Origin of the sequence: Pedobacter sp. D749 (assembly GCF_019317285.1) — a bacterium.
Lineage (GTDB): Bacteria > Bacteroidota > Bacteroidia > Sphingobacteriales > Sphingobacteriaceae > Pedobacter.
In genome coordinates, this window is record NZ_CP079218.1 from 105,272 (window position 1) to 121,339 (window position 16,068).

Annotated in this window: 15 protein-coding genes; 5 read left to right on the plus strand and 10 right to left on the minus strand. The window is 38.9% G+C overall.

The features are described from left to right. Positions 1-3: 3 nt before the first annotated feature. From KYH19_RS00500 to KYH19_RS00510, 3 genes are all read right to left on the minus strand, one after another. On the minus strand, positions 4-3,426 hold the full coding sequence (locus KYH19_RS00500; protein ID WP_219077152.1) for a SusC/RagA family TonB-linked outer membrane protein: 3,423 nt from the start codon (positions 3,424-3,426) through the stop codon (positions 4-6). Between the two features lie 113 nt (positions 3,427-3,539). Then, positions 3,540-4,490 carry a FecR family protein gene (locus KYH19_RS00505; protein ID WP_219077153.1) on the minus strand — a complete coding sequence of 317 codons (951 nt, stop codon included), beginning with the start codon at positions 4,488-4,490 and terminating at the stop codon, positions 3,540-3,542. Positions 4,491-4,582: 92 nt separating this feature from the next. Then, positions 4,583-5,179 (minus strand): RNA polymerase sigma-70 factor, encoded by a 597-nt coding sequence (locus KYH19_RS00510; protein WP_219077154.1) that lies wholly within the window; start codon positions 5,177-5,179, stop codon positions 4,583-4,585. 400 nt (positions 5,180-5,579) lie between these two features. Between KYH19_RS00510 and KYH19_RS00515 the strand changes: the two genes are divergently transcribed. Further along, a complete protein-coding gene (locus KYH19_RS00515) occupies positions 5,580-6,497 on the plus strand; it encodes a GyrI-like domain-containing protein (protein WP_219077155.1) in 918 nt (305 codons plus the stop codon). Positions 6,498-6,812: 315 nt separating this feature from the next. Here KYH19_RS00515 and KYH19_RS00520 read toward each other — a convergent pair whose 3' ends face one another. Genes KYH19_RS00520 through KYH19_RS00530 form a run of 3 tightly spaced genes read right to left on the minus strand, consistent with a single transcriptional unit; the run spans position 6,813 to position 8,805 of the window. Next, positions 6,813-7,412 (minus strand): hypothetical protein, encoded by a 600-nt coding sequence (locus KYH19_RS00520; RefSeq protein WP_219077156.1) that lies wholly within the window; start codon positions 7,410-7,412, stop codon positions 6,813-6,815. Beyond that, a complete protein-coding gene (locus tag KYH19_RS00525; protein WP_219077157.1) occupies positions 7,409-7,921 on the minus strand; it encodes an RNA polymerase sigma factor in 513 nt (170 codons plus the stop codon). Before KYH19_RS00525 ends, KYH19_RS00520 begins: the two co-directional genes overlap by 4 nt. Positions 7,922-7,929: 8 nt before the next feature. Next, positions 7,930-8,805 carry an alpha/beta fold hydrolase gene (locus KYH19_RS00530; protein WP_219077158.1) on the minus strand — a complete coding sequence of 292 codons (876 nt, stop codon included), beginning with the start codon at positions 8,803-8,805 and terminating at the stop codon, positions 7,930-7,932. A gap of 534 nt (positions 8,806-9,339) precedes the next feature. Between KYH19_RS00530 and KYH19_RS00535 the strand changes: the two genes are divergently transcribed. After that, positions 9,340-10,392, plus strand: a complete 1,053-nt coding sequence (locus KYH19_RS00535) for a hypothetical protein (protein WP_219077159.1) — start codon at positions 9,340-9,342, stop codon at positions 10,390-10,392. A 225-nt stretch (positions 10,393-10,617) separates the two neighbouring features. Here KYH19_RS00535 and KYH19_RS00540 read toward each other — a convergent pair whose 3' ends face one another. The 4 genes from KYH19_RS00540 to KYH19_RS00555 form a co-directional block, all read right to left on the minus strand. Further along, entirely contained in the window at positions 10,618-11,232 is a 615-nt protein-coding gene (locus KYH19_RS00540; protein WP_219077160.1) for a cytochrome b/b6 domain-containing protein, read from the minus strand. Between the two features lie 6 nt (positions 11,233-11,238). Then, complete coding sequence (locus tag KYH19_RS00545; protein ID WP_219077161.1) at positions 11,239-12,126, minus strand: cation diffusion facilitator family transporter; 888 nt, start codon at positions 12,124-12,126, stop codon at positions 11,239-11,241. Positions 12,127-12,201: 75 nt separating this feature from the next. Further along, positions 12,202-12,672 carry a hypothetical protein gene (locus KYH19_RS00550; RefSeq protein WP_219077162.1) on the minus strand — a complete coding sequence of 157 codons (471 nt, stop codon included), beginning with the start codon at positions 12,670-12,672 and terminating at the stop codon, positions 12,202-12,204. 97 nt (positions 12,673-12,769) lie between these two features. After that, positions 12,770-13,615, minus strand: a complete 846-nt coding sequence (locus KYH19_RS00555; RefSeq protein ID WP_219077163.1) for a helix-turn-helix domain-containing protein — start codon at positions 13,613-13,615, stop codon at positions 12,770-12,772. Between the two features lie 102 nt (positions 13,616-13,717). Between KYH19_RS00555 and KYH19_RS00560 the strand changes: the two genes are divergently transcribed. From KYH19_RS00560 to KYH19_RS00570, 3 genes are read left to right on the plus strand one after another with little or no spacing between them, the layout of a single operon-like run. After that, positions 13,718-14,335 (plus strand): DapH/DapD/GlmU-related protein, encoded by a 618-nt coding sequence (locus tag KYH19_RS00560; protein WP_219077164.1) that lies wholly within the window; start codon positions 13,718-13,720, stop codon positions 14,333-14,335. 10 nt (positions 14,336-14,345) lie between these two features. Beyond that, a complete protein-coding gene (locus KYH19_RS00565) occupies positions 14,346-14,813 on the plus strand; it encodes a cupin domain-containing protein (RefSeq protein WP_219077165.1) in 468 nt (155 codons plus the stop codon). After that, the gene (locus tag KYH19_RS00570; RefSeq protein WP_219077166.1) at positions 14,813-15,862 is read left to right on the plus strand and encodes a carboxymuconolactone decarboxylase family protein; all 1,050 of its coding nucleotides are present in this window, start codon (positions 14,813-14,815) and stop codon (positions 15,860-15,862) included. The genes KYH19_RS00565 and KYH19_RS00570 overlap by 1 nt, the downstream gene beginning before the upstream one ends. The last annotated feature ends 206 nt before the right edge of the window (positions 15,863-16,068 follow it).

The window sequence follows — 16,068 nt, forward strand, 5'->3', positions numbered from 1 at the left end:
TATTTAAAATGATGCTTTAAGTGTAGCGCCAAAACTCCTGGTGGATGGGAATTGTCCTGTTTCGAAGCCTGGTTCAATTCTATTTCTATTTAAAGTGGCGATTTCCGGATCATAGAGTGGAAATTTGGTAAATAGTAAGAGATCACGACCATAAAGGCTGAATGATGCGGAATTGGCACCTAAACTTTTAAGTAGTTTTGCACTAAATCTGTACTCCAATGATACTTCGCGAAGTTTGATAAAAGAAGCGTCAAAAATGTTTGCCTCTGCATTATCCCTGAGGTACTTTTGGTTGTAATAATCTCCTGGTGTGGCTACGATATCATTTTTACGGTAGCTTCCGTCTGCATTTTGCACTACACCCTCTCCAATTATTCCATCATATCTTCCTGGTAATGATGATTTCAGTTTTCCTGCTCCTCCTAAAACGGAGTGAGAAAAGGAATATATGTCACCCCCTTTTTGTCCGTCAAATAAGAATGAGAAGCTAAATTGGTTATAGCTCAGTTGGTTCTGGATGCCTGCTTTAAAATCGGGCACCGCTGAACCCAATATTTTTAGGTTTTCAGTATCTATCAAAGGTAATCCCTTATCATCGTGAACGATCTCACCATTGGGCGCTCTCAAATAGCCTGAACCGTAAATGTCTCCAATAGATCCGCCCACAATGGCTTTAACAAAACCTCTTGGTCCGGTGGCCATTATAATTTCACTCACATTAGGCGCCAGTTCCTTAACCAAGCTTCTGTTAGATGAATAGGTCAACATTGTTTTCCATTGCAATTTGCTTTTTTTGTGAAGCAGGCTGGCATTTACCGCGAGCTCAATTCCCCTGTTATTGATCAATCCGGCATTGAAGATCCTGCCGGTAAAACCCGTTGCCGGATCGTTGGGTACAGTTAGGATCTGATTGGAACTGTTGGCATTGTAATAGGTAAGATCAAAACCCAGCCGGTTCCCGAAGAACCGAATGTCTATTCCTAATTCCCTGTTGGTAATAATTTCTGGTTTAAGGCTATCACCACCAGGCAGGGTTGTTGGATTGGTATAGCTTCCTCCAAATTCTGATGGCGTTAAATAATAACCCGTCCGGTAAGGGTCTGTATCATTTCCAACCTGAGATACGGAGCCCTTAATCTTTAGGTAAGATAATGCCCTAAAGGCAGACAAATCAAATATTTCACTGGCTATAGCGCTTCCTGAAAAGGAGTAATAAAAGTAGGAGTTATTGGCTTTTGGCAAGGTGCTGGACCAATCATTACGACCGGTTACGTCCATGAACAAAAAGTTTTTGTAATTAAACTGAGCCAGGGCATAAAGACTTTGAACTTCCTTGTTGGCTGGTGAGAGCACAATTAAGGGCCGGTCTTTAGCGTTACCAAGCGTATAAATTCCGGGAGTACTGAGTCTTTCAGCAGTGATGAGGTTGTTTTGGATCTTATTTTTAAAAATACTACCTCCTGCCGAGAAAGAAAGGTCGAGATCACGGAGTAATTTTTCATCGTATTTATAAAGGAAGTCATAATTCTGTTCCTGCATCATTACCGTTTGCTCCTGGTAACGGCCAACGGCAAATCGGATACTGCTGTATGGTCTTCTGGTGGTTCTGAATGATGAATTTTGGTCGATACCACCTCTCAGCATTAAGCTCATTTTTTTACTTAAATTATAGGTTGCTGTGACGTTACCGAAAATTCGGTCCTGGTCTAAAGTGTTCAGGTTCTCATATAGGATAAAATAGGGATTGTCAACAGAAGGGTTAAGCAGGTTATTCTGATCCACATCCTTAACATCCCAGTAATCCTTATAATAGGAAGCAGGAATGTTAGCCGAGCGGTACATCAACCCATACATAAAGGAATTGGTATTATAACCCGAAAGCGGTAAGTTATCACTTTGCTTATGATAATAGTTGAACCCCGTAGATAATTGAAAATTTTTGAGTTTGCTGTTACTGGAAAAAGCAAGCCTGTTGAAGGTATAACCAGTATTTGGCAAGATATACTTGTTGCGTACATCGTTGTAAGATAACCTTACTGAATTTTTACTGTCACCACCTGTTAGCGAGAGTGTATTGTTATAGGTAACGCCTGTTACAAAAGCATCTTTTACATAGTTTTTATCAGCAACCCACGGCGTTTTTTCTATTCCCCGAGTTTTGGTTACCGGATCATACTGATAGTAGAGCTGTCTGGAAAAAGCCGGGCCAAAGGACCGGGTAGAATTTGTACTTGGTCCGTCAGGGCTGGCACCGTAAGAGAAATAAGTATTGATGGTGTTTCCCGCGCCATATTCGTACTGAAAATCAGGATAATGCAACACGCCTTCGAGGTTAGCACTGCTATTAAAGGTTACGTTCAACCGTTCTTTACGTTCAGCATTATTTTTGGTAGTGATCAATATCGCACCTGATGCAGCTCTCGAACCATACAAGGCTGCGGCAGAAGGGCCTCTTAAAACCGTTACGTCTTTAATATCTTCGGCATTGATATCACTCAGGGCATTTCCATAATCAACCGGAGGCTCAGTGTTTCCGGTTGCTCCATAGCTTAACCCATTATTTCCCACCATGCCACTCAACACGGGTACACCATCGATTACAATTAAAGGTTCTCCTTTATCAAGATCCAATGAGTTTTGTCCGCGCAACGTTATCCTAACTGTACCACCTGGACCTGCTCCTGCCCGGCTAATGTTTAATCCCGGCACCTTACCCGATAAGGCATTTACCCAGTTACCGGGAACCGTTTTCGAAATTTCCTCCCCATCAATTTTGGTTACAGCGTACCCCAGGCTCTTTTCTTCCCTTTTAATACCCAACGCGGTTACCACTACGTTTTCTAAGGTATGCTCATGGCCAGATAGTTCGATATGAATAGGGCTACCTCCTGTTTTTACCCTTTGTATTTGCTTCGTCTCATAAGAAACATGGCTTATTTCTAATGTATAAGTTCCAGGTTGAACTGCTAATTGGAAAAAACCACTGCTATTTGTTGTTGTATGCTTGCTTAATTCAATTAGCTTAATATTAGCGCCCGGAAGCGCTTTGCCCGTTTCATCGCTTACCTGCCCTGATATAGATGTTTCCTGACTGCCATCTTCGCTTCCTTGTTTTGCTAAAATTACGATCTTGTTGGCTTGAGCGATGTATTTCAGCTTAGTATCTTTTAAAACCTGGGTCAATACTGATGATACTGAAACATTGCTTACATTAACGGATATATCATGGTAAGGTAAAACCAGCTCCTCATTAAAGACAACCTGAATTCCCGACGCTTTTTGTATGCTTGAAAGCGCCGTTCTTAAATTTTGATGTTGAAGCTTGAGGGTGATTTTAACCGCTGCAGGAGATTGTGCATTTGCTGGCCTCGGCATCAGTAACTGACTTCCAAGAACCAGAAGCACTAATAAGTAAATTTGTTTCATTTGAGATTTTCTTGTCGTATTTATACAGGTATATCCAAGAAATCTGCAAGTGGTAGTAGAAAAATTTGAAAATTGTTTTATTTATGGTAAAAAGCGCCTGAAAAGGTCACCAGTTACCTGGATCGCTTTTTAAAAGTTACTGTTCTGTCTCGCTGTTCGTAAGAAAGGCCATTGGCACTAGCCAAAATACTTAGGATATCGCTTATCTTTTCGTTTGATATAAAGCCCGCCGTTACGCGATAATCCTTAATTTCTGCTTGCTTGAAATGGAACTGAAGCCTATATTTTTTGGACAGCACGGCACACACGTCTGCTAGCCGGTCATTATTAAAGGAGAGATCGCCGTGTTGCCAGCTGATAACCGTTTGAGCGTCTACAGTACGTTGTATCATAACACCAGTTTGACTATCTACCGTGACCTGCTGATTGGGTAGTAATACTGCCGATCGCGTTCCTGTGCTATTGGAAACACAAACTTTTCCCCGGGTTACTGCAACCTGCAGGTTACTGAGATAACGATAGGCTTTTATATTGAATGCGGTACCGAGCACCTGCGTATTAATATTTTTTGAGGTAACGATAAAAGGATGGGAGGGATCATGGCTGATGTCAAAATAGGCTTCACCTTCTACGAGGTTCACCTGGCGGTTTGCTTTAGAAAAACGATTTGGGTAAGTTAGCTTACTTCCGCCGTTTAACCAAACCATGGAACCATCAGGCAATGAAATTTTTATGCGTTCACCTTCCAGTGCTGTTTTTTCCAGAATCACCACAGGATCTGCCCAATCGCGAATATCGTTTCTGAATATCAGTAAACTGCCCAGCGTGATAAACAACATGGCTGCAATGCGCATTATTGGCCATAGGGATTTACGTTCAAACAGTTTTTGATCGATGTTTCTTTTGATCCGCTGCTTGGTGATGATCTCTTCAGGCTGGCTCCATTCCCAATCGCCTTTTTCGGCCCTTGCATCAAACCACTCCTCCAAAGCTTTCTTTTCATCAGCTGTACAGTGTCCCTTTCGGTAACGCTCAAGAAGTTCGTTAATACCTTTTGAATCCATCATTTAATAATATCCGGAAAAGTAGGTGTTGGTAGTAGATATTTCAAAATATTTTTTCAAATCCAGTTAAGCGGGTACGAAATCTTTCAAAATTAGAACATTATTGAATAAAATATAATACAGACTTTAAATACAGAATCATATTTAAGCACCGTCCTGAAATGCTTTAAGACGTTGCTAATCTGCTTTTTCACGGTTTTATCAGAAATCTGCAACCGATCTGAAATCTCCTTATGACTAAGCTGTTCCCGCCTGCTGAGCATAAAAACCTGACGCATTTTGGAAGGAAGCTTTTCCAATTCAATATTAATGAGCGAATCGAGCTCCTTCGCCTCAATTACATCAGTTGCGGAATGTTGTTGCTTGGAATTGAAGTAACTGATTAAATTTTCCTCATGTTTTCCTTTTTTGAGCTGATCCTGTACAAAGTTGATCCCTTTAAAACGTGCTGCGGTAAAAAGATAACCACTAAGCGTGCGCTGATCAGCTATTTCTTCCCTTCTTGACCACAAGGAAATAAATATTTCCTGAACAATATCTTCTGCGGCTTCCTTATCGCGGATAACTTTTACTACATAGAGAAACAACTTTTGCCAGTAGGCATTATAGATATCATCAAAAGCATCCTTTTCACCACGGCATAACCGGCGGAAAAGCTCTTGGTCATCGTAAGCTTCTGGCATATCCATCAGGAATGTAATTAATATCGCAAAACTACTGTGGTAATGTTAAATCAAAGTTTAGCCAGTATTATGCTATGTTCGGTCTATTATGCTGTTTTGGATGATAGAAATAAAAATAATCTTCGAAATTTCTTTGCTTCCGGCTGGCCGAATGAGAATGGAGGATGGGAGTTGAGGAATAAGTATTTTAAAGGATGCCTCGGGTATAAGGGGTGATTTTTTGGAAAGGTATACGATTTAAAAGCCATTTGCATATGGTATAATTAAGCCAATATATTTTAATGTTGTAGGATTTTTTTAGATTTGATGTATAGAAAACCGCTAAGTTTAAATACGTGCCCTCTCCAATTTGAATTTATATGTCTGATAGTTTTATACATAAGCCAGCTGAACAGCATTTAAAAAAATGACCATCACAAATAAAGAAATACAGGCCGATTATCAAAATCGAATTAACCGGGTATTTGAATTTATTGATGAAAACCTGGATGCTGATTTGTCATTAAATACAATTGCAGAGATTGCTTTTTTCTCACCTTTCCACTTTCATAGGATTTTCAAATTTATTACAGGTGAAACATTAAACGAATATGTAAACAGACAGAAAATTGAAAAATCATCTTTAGCCCTGTTGCATAAAAATATAACAACATCTGAAATAGCACATCGATACGGTTTCAGTGACAATTCTTCATATTCAAGAGCTTTTAAAAAGTATTTCGGAATAAGTCCAAAAGAATTTAAACTGCAAAATCCGAATAGACATAGCAAGATTTGTCAACTTGAAAGCAAGAACGGACAAGAGTACCCCGATTTTGAAAAATACATTTGCATCATTGATAACCTTAAAAAATGGATAAAAATGAATGCAAAAATTGAAATTAAAGAAATGCCAAAAATGGATTTGGCATATGTATCAAGTATTGGAACACAGAACCTTGAATCTGCTTATCAAACATTAATGAAATGGGCTACACCTCAAGGTTTGATTAATGAGCAAACTAAAATGGTTACAATTTACCACGACAGTTTTAAAGTTACAGAAGCCAGCAAAGTAAGAAGGAGTGCTGCAATCTTACTAAATAAACCAGTTGAAGTAAATGGCGAAATTGGGCTAACTTCAATTCAAAAAGGAAAATTTATTGTAGGCAGTTTTGAAATTGGTCTGAATGAATTCGAAAAATCCTGGACGGGATTATTTTTATGGATGAACGAAAATGGATATAAAAAAGCTGATAAAAAGCCATTTGAGGTTTATCATAACAACTTTAATGAACATCCGGAAAGAAAGGCAATTGTTGATTTTTGCATTCCAATCGAATAGTAAAGCTTGATATAACGCTGTGTATTGGTAGTGGTGGTTTTGTGCTAAAAATAAAATTTTAGTATTTAATAACCTCAGTGTTAAAACAAAATTTAGGTGCTTATAAATCCACTACTAACAATACACAGATCATTAAATCTGATAGTTAAAATTTATCAAATTTCCCTTTTTAAATGATGCTATGTTTTAAGCAAAGCAACGTTCCTCATGTTAAGGCAAGTCCTTTCAAAGCGATTAATTTTCCAATACATTCAATATGCATTTCTGTAACAAGACTTCTGCTATTCAACGAATAATATCGATACTTTTAGATTTTTATTCAATTCCGCTTCGCATCTGCTCAAAACCTTTAAGAAGGTCATCGATCGTTTTTAGCTGTTTTTTTTGTTTATAAAATCTGTTCCATAAAGAGACTGCTACAATATAGGCGGTAGTAATGGCCAGGGCTGTCAGGGTAAAAATTAAACTTCCTCTTTTTGTGATTTCGACAATATATCCAACCAGCGCCAGATATAGCAAAACCGAATATATCCACATATATTTTGTCAGCATTTTCTTCTGCCATTTGAGTTTTCCAATCTGATTGTTCAGGTATTCAATACCCGAAATATCGCGCTGATCTTTTTTGAAGTCATAACTTTTCCAGCTTAAGACGGCAAAAACAACCATCAGGGTAAAGGCCGAAGCAATGCTCATATCAAAAGGCCAGTTGTATTCGTTGTGGTAGGTAAAATATACCCAGGTAATTACCGAACCTGCAATGATAAAGCCAATACTCATGCAGATATTAGATCTGCGCAGTTTGCGCTGATGTTTTTCCCATTTATCCTGGACAACATGAGCGGCATGGTCTATGGTATTGTTTTCTACCGGCTGCGATAGCCAGCTGTTTTGAAGCTCCTGAAAATTTGTCATTTTTTATTCTCCATGAGGTTAAGTAAACGTTCTTTAATGCGGTTTATCCGTACACCGGTATTGGTTAAACTTGCACCGGTTATCTCGGCGATTTCTTTATAGCTTTTCTGTTCGAGTACAAGTGAAATGATGATGCGGTCCTGAGCAGCAAGCTGACTTATACAGAACCTGAGTTTTTCCAGCTTTGCTTCCTGTTCCATCTTTTCGGGAATTTGTTCAATATCAGGAATTTGGAAAGTATCAGAAATGGACAGATAATCATGGCGCTTGTTTTTGGAATTGAAACCAATGGCAGTATTCACTGCAATCCGGTATATCCAGGTACTCACTTTTGATTTCCCTTTGAAATTCTGAATGCTCTTCCAGATCTGAAAAAGGATTTCCTGATACAGGTCATCTGCATAAGAAATATCGTACAGATAGGCTCTGCAAATCCGGTAAATGCTTGCATGATTGGCCTTAACCAGCTCATTAAAGTATCCCTGCTGATCGCGATTGTTCTCTGGCACAGTTTTATTTATAATTTGGTTATAAAAGTATCCATTTCGGCTAACATCCAGTTTGGCTCATCAAACATGATAAAATGCCTGGCATTATTGCTCACCTTTATTGTACAGGTTTTGCATTTAGCATACTGCTTTTGAAAGGTTCTGCTAACATACTCACGCGTAAAGCCAATAAACTGGGGAGATTCTTTAAAAGCAGCAAGTACCAATACCGGCACATGTATCGATGCAATTTTATCCTGAATGTCCTCGCTCATCATTTCGGTAAAAGTATAAGCCATTGTTTTCCGGTCTGAGTTTGCACCCCATGTCGCGATCGCATCCCATCTGGTTGAATCTGCACACAGGCTTTTTGCAACATTCAACTGATAGGCTTTGAGCTGTGCATCGTTCATCTTATTGTATTGCGCCAGCAATGTTTTTGCCTGTGTCTCGTTAAAACCACTTTGGGCATTCGGGTTCATCGCTGCAGCATAAAAAGGCATCGCATCAATCACGATAACCTTGCTTAATGCATCTTTCATTTCGGCTGCAATTTTGAGTGCAAGAAAGCCACCAATGGAATGTCCAACGAGAATGACGTTTTTGAGTTTATGGACTCTGATATAATTTATTAATGCCGATTTAAAAGTGCTAAGATATGGGCCGCCATTTAATGGAGGAACACCTGCATATCCTGCGAGCGTGAAAACATGACACTCATATTTTTTATTGTAATGCGCTACTGTACTTTCCCATTCCTCACCACTGCAGGTTGCACCAGGTATAAATATCATGGCTTGCCCTTTGCCACTTACCTGTACTGTAAATGGTTCGTTTGAGCGGTTCGCATGTGTAGAAATGGCCGAGACTAAAATAAAGGTAAAAATCAAAATTGCTTTTTTCATAACCGGGTCTTTTCTTCTTTAGTAGACCATAACTTTAATTTCTTACATTAAAATTCAAATTTTATGAAAACAGGCTCTATTTTATCCATTTGGAAGATGAAAGAATAATCAGGAGGGCTAAATCAGAAATGACTCAGAAGGTTAAATGGAGGGTGTATAGCTGTTCGCCGAAAATAATTATGCATAAAATATATCGCATGATAAATTTCGAGCTTTTTCCCAGCTGATTTGCAGGAAATAGAGAAAGTCTCCAATTTATTTTAAAATTTAAAGGTCAACAACGGTTTAATGAGCAACAAATTGAAACGGCAGCCTGCGCTTAGTGTAAGATTTCCCCCAGGATCGAAAGCAGTCATCACTTTTGCGTATGCAATATCCACTGCGTCATTGGCGGCACTAAAAAGATGTCCGGTTGAGGCATCATAAGTATTTCAAAGATGCATATCCTATATATCTCAAACTAAAAACATTAAATTTATTAGACGTATTTAATAAAGGTTATGTATATCTTGGACAACTTCACTACTATAGAATATGAGTTATACCGATCAAGAATTAGTGGCTTTGTTACTAAATGAGAATGGGATACATCGACTTCCAAGACTTGAGTTTGCTGAGTTAATGAGAAAGAAGCCATATGATAAAGTTGTAGGCAAAAGAATAATCTTCATCGACTTAAAATATTGGGTTAGTTTCCGAATGTCATTGGAAGATGATATAACAATTAAACTGGAAGAAAAGATCTTATACAAAAGCATCTATAAAAATCTATTACAATTAGTGAGCAACAATATAGCTGTTTGTGTCACTTCTGACTCAATTTTAACTGAAGTAGAAAAAATGCCATTCGATAGAAAATTGGAGACAGCAAAAATAATGGATAGTTTGCAAGTGGTAGTTGTATTAAACGGACTTAACGCATGCACATTTGAATATATTAATATTGATCTAATCACAGCTGGTAAAGAACCTATTGATCAATACCATTTGAGTTCAGTTTTCGAAGCAAATAGATTTCTCTCAGCAGTTACATTGAAAAAAATGGAGAATGAGCCTGATTTGTTATATAATATTATGTATGATTCCATGTCCCAAATGACGGTACAGGAATATTTGAAAGAAACTAACGGAGATTTTTATGATCCTTCTGAAAAGTTCGCTGAATTGGTTAATGATACCAAATCGAAAGATACAACTAAATATAGTTATGAGGAACTTCTTATCCAAGGACTGGCTTCTCAATCTAAATCATTGAATAAACTCATTAATTATACTCCAATCAGTAAAGCAAATCCTTTAGAACACTTATCTCTCTATATAGAATGTGCACCTTTTCTCTACCTTCATTCGGCTATTCTGGCTGCCATAAATATCGAAAAGGCTAGAACGGTTCGAAAAAATGATTTTTATGATCTTTCACATTCCTGCATAGGCGTAGGTTATGCCGATTATTTTTTTACGGAGAAGAAATTTCATCATCTTTTAAAAACAAAACCAATCGATTGTACAGCACATTACAAATGCAAATTATATTCAGACCCTTTTGAAATTTTAAATGTAGTAGTAAATCTTAATAGCCAGATCTAGGTTATAATACCCCGTTTCGCTGGCGAACCTGTGCTGTGTGTGCAAAACTACTTGCCCCTCAAACAAAAAAGCCCATCTTTTGAACTTTTTCTTTGCACCATGGCAATATACGGGAAGACTATTCAAAACAAGATAAAAATCGGTACATAGCTAACGATGTTTTTTAAACAAAAGGTTGCATAGCAAAAGATCCAGGCAACAGCAATTGCCTGGATTGCGGTTTACTTAATCATTATGATCAGGCCACTGAGTAACGTCCTTATTCTTAATATTAAAATTCCCTCTTATCATTTTTGACACTATGCCCGGCTCACCGCCTATATCAGCAAGAAGAACACCACCGATATGCAGACTGATGAAGGAAAGCATATAATAAAGCGATTTAACATGGATGGCCTCCATGATTTCCTTTGTTTCCTTCGGGCCGTTTAACACCATAAAACCGGTAAAGAGTGAGGTAGCAAAAAGAACATAAAAAATGATGTAGAGCCATGACTTGAACTTATCTTTAGGAGAGGTCTGTTTTGAAAAAGGATTTTTAAAGGCAATTCCCTGAATAAAAGTAATGCCCATCCGAATCAAATATAAACCTATCAAAACATACCCGGTAATGACATGATAGCGCCACATCGGCTTGCGGATTTCTTTCCCGATTGCAGCGGCATCAGTTTCTGAAAGCTGAATTCCTTTGTTCTGGAGCGCTTCCCTCAAAATCTCTCCCATAGCATCTTTATTCATCCATCCAAGCCTTAAAAAAACAGTTAAAAGCAGGAACATTATAGCAAAGGCAATGGCCCAGTGTATCACACGGCTGGCCAGATTAAATCTTTTTTCTATCATAACAATTTATAAATCATAAGGTTCAACATGAATGAGCGCATCTTTGATGTACAGATCTGATGCCAGAAGCTCATCTTTAACCTGATGGGCGACCGAATGGGCGTGGAACACATTGATATTGCCATCCACCTCGATATGCATATCTACATAATAGTCAAGGCCCATTTTTCTTACAAAACACTTCTCCACTCTTTTCACTTCTACATGCAGAGAAGCAATATGGCTGATTGCCGAAACGAGTTCATCAGCAGGCGCCTTATCCATAATCTCCTCGAAGGCAGGGCGGATGATCTTAAAAGCATTATAGATGATAAAAAGGCAGGCGATCAGTGCTGCCCAGTCATCAAGACCTTCATAACCTTTTCCTAAGAAAATGGCTAAAGAAATTCCCATGAATGCAGCAATTGAAGTGATCGCATCACTCCTATGGTGGTAGGCATCGGCAATTACTGCCTGGCTGCCTAATCTCTTGCCAATCGAATAGACATGGCGAAAGAGGAACTCTTTGGTCAAAACAACAATCCCAAGTACAATAAGGGTATATTTTTTGGGAATATCATGCGGGGTGCGAATGAATTCAACCGAATGGTAGGCGATCCAACCTGCAGCTGCAAGCAGAAAAAATCCGATAAGGATGGCTGCCACCGGTTCAGCCTTACCATGTCCGTATGGATGTCCCTTATCAGGTGGCCGCTGTGCATATTTAAGTGCAATCCAGAGCAGCCCTGAACTGATTACATCTGCACCAGACTCGGTGGCATCGGCAATAAGTGCATAAGACTGGCCCAGGTGGCCAGAGATCCCTTTGACAAAAATCAGCACAATACTGATGATAATGCCCAACTGGGTGGTGCGGATAGCTTCCGCAGATGAGCTTCTTTTTAAAGGCTCCATAGAAATTTAAGATAAATTACAAAACAGAAATACACCCAGGTGCATAGCTGAGCTTAGTACCAAATTGATAAACGATTAACTGAATAGCGTGGCTTCAGGTTTCGGTGGCCTGAAAAGTTTGATCGATGAGGCAAAAGCGAGTTCATCATCATATGGAAAACCTGATACAGGATGTACACTTATTGCAGCCAAAGGCAGATTTTCTTTCACCGTGTGCTGGAAAAGCGTTTGATGGGAGCCATGAATAATCTTTTTGAAAGGCAGTTTGAGGTCCTTATCGGCATCATTATCCCTGATATCCTTCCCAAGGTAGTGCATGGCAATAAAGTGTGCAAAGCTAATCTTATGGTTCAGGGCACGGTGTTCGAGGAAATGGATCGCGATATATGGCGCCTTTAGTAATTCCATCGTTCCGGGATTACTAAAAGAATAAAGAAAGACCATCAGGTATATCCAAACATTTCTCACCGGGCAAAAATAACCATTTTTATCCGGAGATAACATACCCAAAAAATTGATCAGGTAATTGCGCGTCAATAAAAACATATAGCGGTCTAGCCGGAGCGCTTAAATATACCTGGTAAATGCCCTGCCACTTAAAAAGCGGAGTATTCAAATGTTGATAAAATAATCCTCCTCTTCGTTACCCGCCTTGGTATCCGATTTCTAATCTTGTCCTGAAGTCGGTTGGCGTTTGGCCCAATAATTTCTTAACGTACCGTGTAAAGAAAGAAGTGCTGCTGAACTGCATTTCTTCGGCAATTTCGGCGATATTCAGATGCCTGTTTTGTAATAGCAGAATGATCCTTTCTTTAGCGTGACTATGTATCCAATCGGAAGCGGTGCGATCCGAGTGGATTTTACAAAGGTGGTTTAGGTATTTTGGAGTAATGTTTAATTCATTGGCGTAAAACTGTACTTCCCTTTTGGTGAGGCAATGCTGTTGCAGCAAGTTGATAAACTGTTCATATAGCGTTCCGGTTTGCAAACTGTGGCGGCGACGTTCATATTCGTTTGCAAAGCTATGCCACATCTCTAAAATAAATAGACGCATCTGTAATTTAAGGGCTTCCTCATAAAATCGGTGGTCAGTTTCTTGAAAACGGAGCAGTAGCCAATTGAAATTGTTTAATATTTTTTCTTTTTCAGCTTCAGTATTAATGTCTTTAACAGGGTGTACCCTGGAATGAAGCTGGGCATTGATGCTCCAACCCTGATCAGGAACGTTATCTATCAGGAAATTTTTTTCTACCAGTAAAACCGTTGCCTTAAAATCTCCCGATACTTCTACTACATCCCATCTGCTTTCGGCAAACCAAAACAAAAACTGGCCAGAATTACAGGACATAGACTCGTCATTAAAAATGAAATCCAGCCTCCCACCATGACAATACAGGTGGACATGGTACTTTTTTAGCAGGTTTTCAGTAGCATCATCAATATTGCAAAGCGATAAGAATAATACTCTTGGAACAGGGGTTTCACTCATCTATTAAAATTTCATGTTAAATTAAGTAATATTTGACATTTTTGGCGTCATTAGTGCCATAAATCAGAACTAAATTGGTCGGAAATTTGGTGTTGTAAAAACATGGAAAATTTAGATAATTCAATATTTGATGATTTAAAAAATGGCGAAATGATAACCTCTGACCATCCCCAAAGAGCTGAACTCAGAAAATCATCATATGCAACTATTCAACTGGTACAGCAGATGAATAGTAGTGCCGATCCCTTTACTATTAATGAAATTTTAGGTAAAATAATCGGGAAAAAGATAGAGGATACGGTAGCCGTTTTTCCACCACTGTACATTAATAATGGCAAGCACTTAAGTATTGGAAAGAATGTTTTCATCAACTTCGACTGTACTTTCCTTACTTTAGGCGGAATCATTATTGAAGATAATGTACTCATCGGCCCAAAAGTAAGTTTGCTTTCCGAAGGTCATCCATTGGCACCTACAGAAAGAGGTGCATTAGTGCCTGGTAAAATCCATATTAAAAAAAATGCCTGGATAGGTGCCAATGCAATCATTTTGCCGGGAGTAACCGTTGGTGAAAATGCTGTGATTGCCGCAGGTGCAGTGGTATCTAAAAATGTTGAAGATAATACGCTTGTAGGTGGGGTGCCTGCGAAGTTTATAAAACAAATCAATGCAGTTGATGATGAAAAAAATGATCATAATGGGCTTGATCACCTCCTTTAGTATGCTACAGATGAAAGCACAAACAAAACCTGAAAAAACAGAAAACAAGATGAATATAGACATTCCAAAAATAAGCGATTTCCCAACGGGAGAAGAAAACACAGGCTTTGCCAACTATTTTACAGGCAAATCTTATCTGGCTCCTTTAACCAGCAATAAAGATCTTAATGTTCCATTAGCAAATGTAACCTTCGAACCTGGCAGCAGAAATAATTGGCACAGCCATACCGGCGGCCAGTTGCTAATCGTAATTGGTGGCGAAGGCTTGTACCAGGAGCGGGGGAAATCAGTGAGACATTTAAAGGCTGGTGATATTGTGGAAATTGCACCAAATATAGAACATTGGCATGGCGCCACAGCCAACAGCTGGTTTTCACATCTTGCCACCAATGGCAGTCCTGCTTCAAACGAAAACAAATGGCTGGAGGCTGTTACCGATGCAGATTATCAGAAGGCTAACGATCAAATCTTTAAATAATGAAAGTGATCAGCTGGAAAGTTGGATTGCTATTGGTGCTGTTCAACCTCATCATTCCTAAAACGAAAGCACAAGAAATGGCAACATTAACTAAACAGGAAAAAAGCCTTGCTGGTATTTCTGCTACAACGGCAACCGGCAAGTTAGACTTACTTAAAATTCAATTAATTGAGGGATTGGACAACGGACTAACGGTTAATGAAATTAAGGAAACACTGACGCAATTGTATGCATACTGTGGTTTCCCAAGAAGTTTAAATGCCATCAATACTTTTTCTGCCGTTTTAGCCGATCGCAAGGCCAAAAATATGATTGATCCTGAAGGTGAAAAGATTATCCAAAATACCGTAGAGGATAAATATGAACAGGGGCGCAAAACTTTGGAACAATTAACCAAAACACCACAAGCCAGGCCCGCACCAGGTTTCGGCGAATTTGCCCCGCGTATCGATACTTTTTTAAAAGAACATTTATTCGCTGATGTTTTTGCAAGTAAAGTGCTCGATTTTCGCAAGAGAGAACTGGTTACCATTTCTGCACTGGCTGCTATGGAGGGTGTAGAAAGTCAGTTAAAATCCCATATCAGTATGGGCAGAAACACCGGAATTACAGATGCGGAACTGAAAGAACTGAGCGTTATTATCCGGAAAACGGTGAGTACGACCCAGGCGAACACCTTATTAAAGAGTATAGATCAACCTATGCTTGCCGTAATCAGCCCCGGTATGATGATCCGTATTTCTGAAATAGAAATAGTTCCTGAACATTTGGAAGCGTATAAGGCCATCTTAAAGGAAGAAGCAGCTGCATCTATAGCTAAAGAGCAGGGCGTGATTGCTATTTTTCCAATGCTGCAAAAACAACATCCTTCGCAAGTCAGGATTGTAGAGATTTATGCAGACAAAGCCGCTTATCAAGCGCATTTGCAAACACCTCACTTTCAGAAATATAAAACAACTACTTCAAAAATGGTGAAAGAATTAAAATTGATAGATATGGAGCGCCTGGATCAGGAAACCATGAAATTGATATTCCGGAAGTTGGAATAAGTCTGTATTACAAAAATAAGATAACAAACCAATATCAAAGATAAAAGCCAGCGTGATAAATAAATTGAGTCAGTGCATCACAGTTTTGACTTCTGTTTTGTAGGCATTAACCTAACTTAAGTATATTCGTTAATCAAACGCTTATCGTTGCTTTAAAGACTGTTATAAACTCCCTCTAAACAAAAAAAAAGCCCTTCGTTCGATGA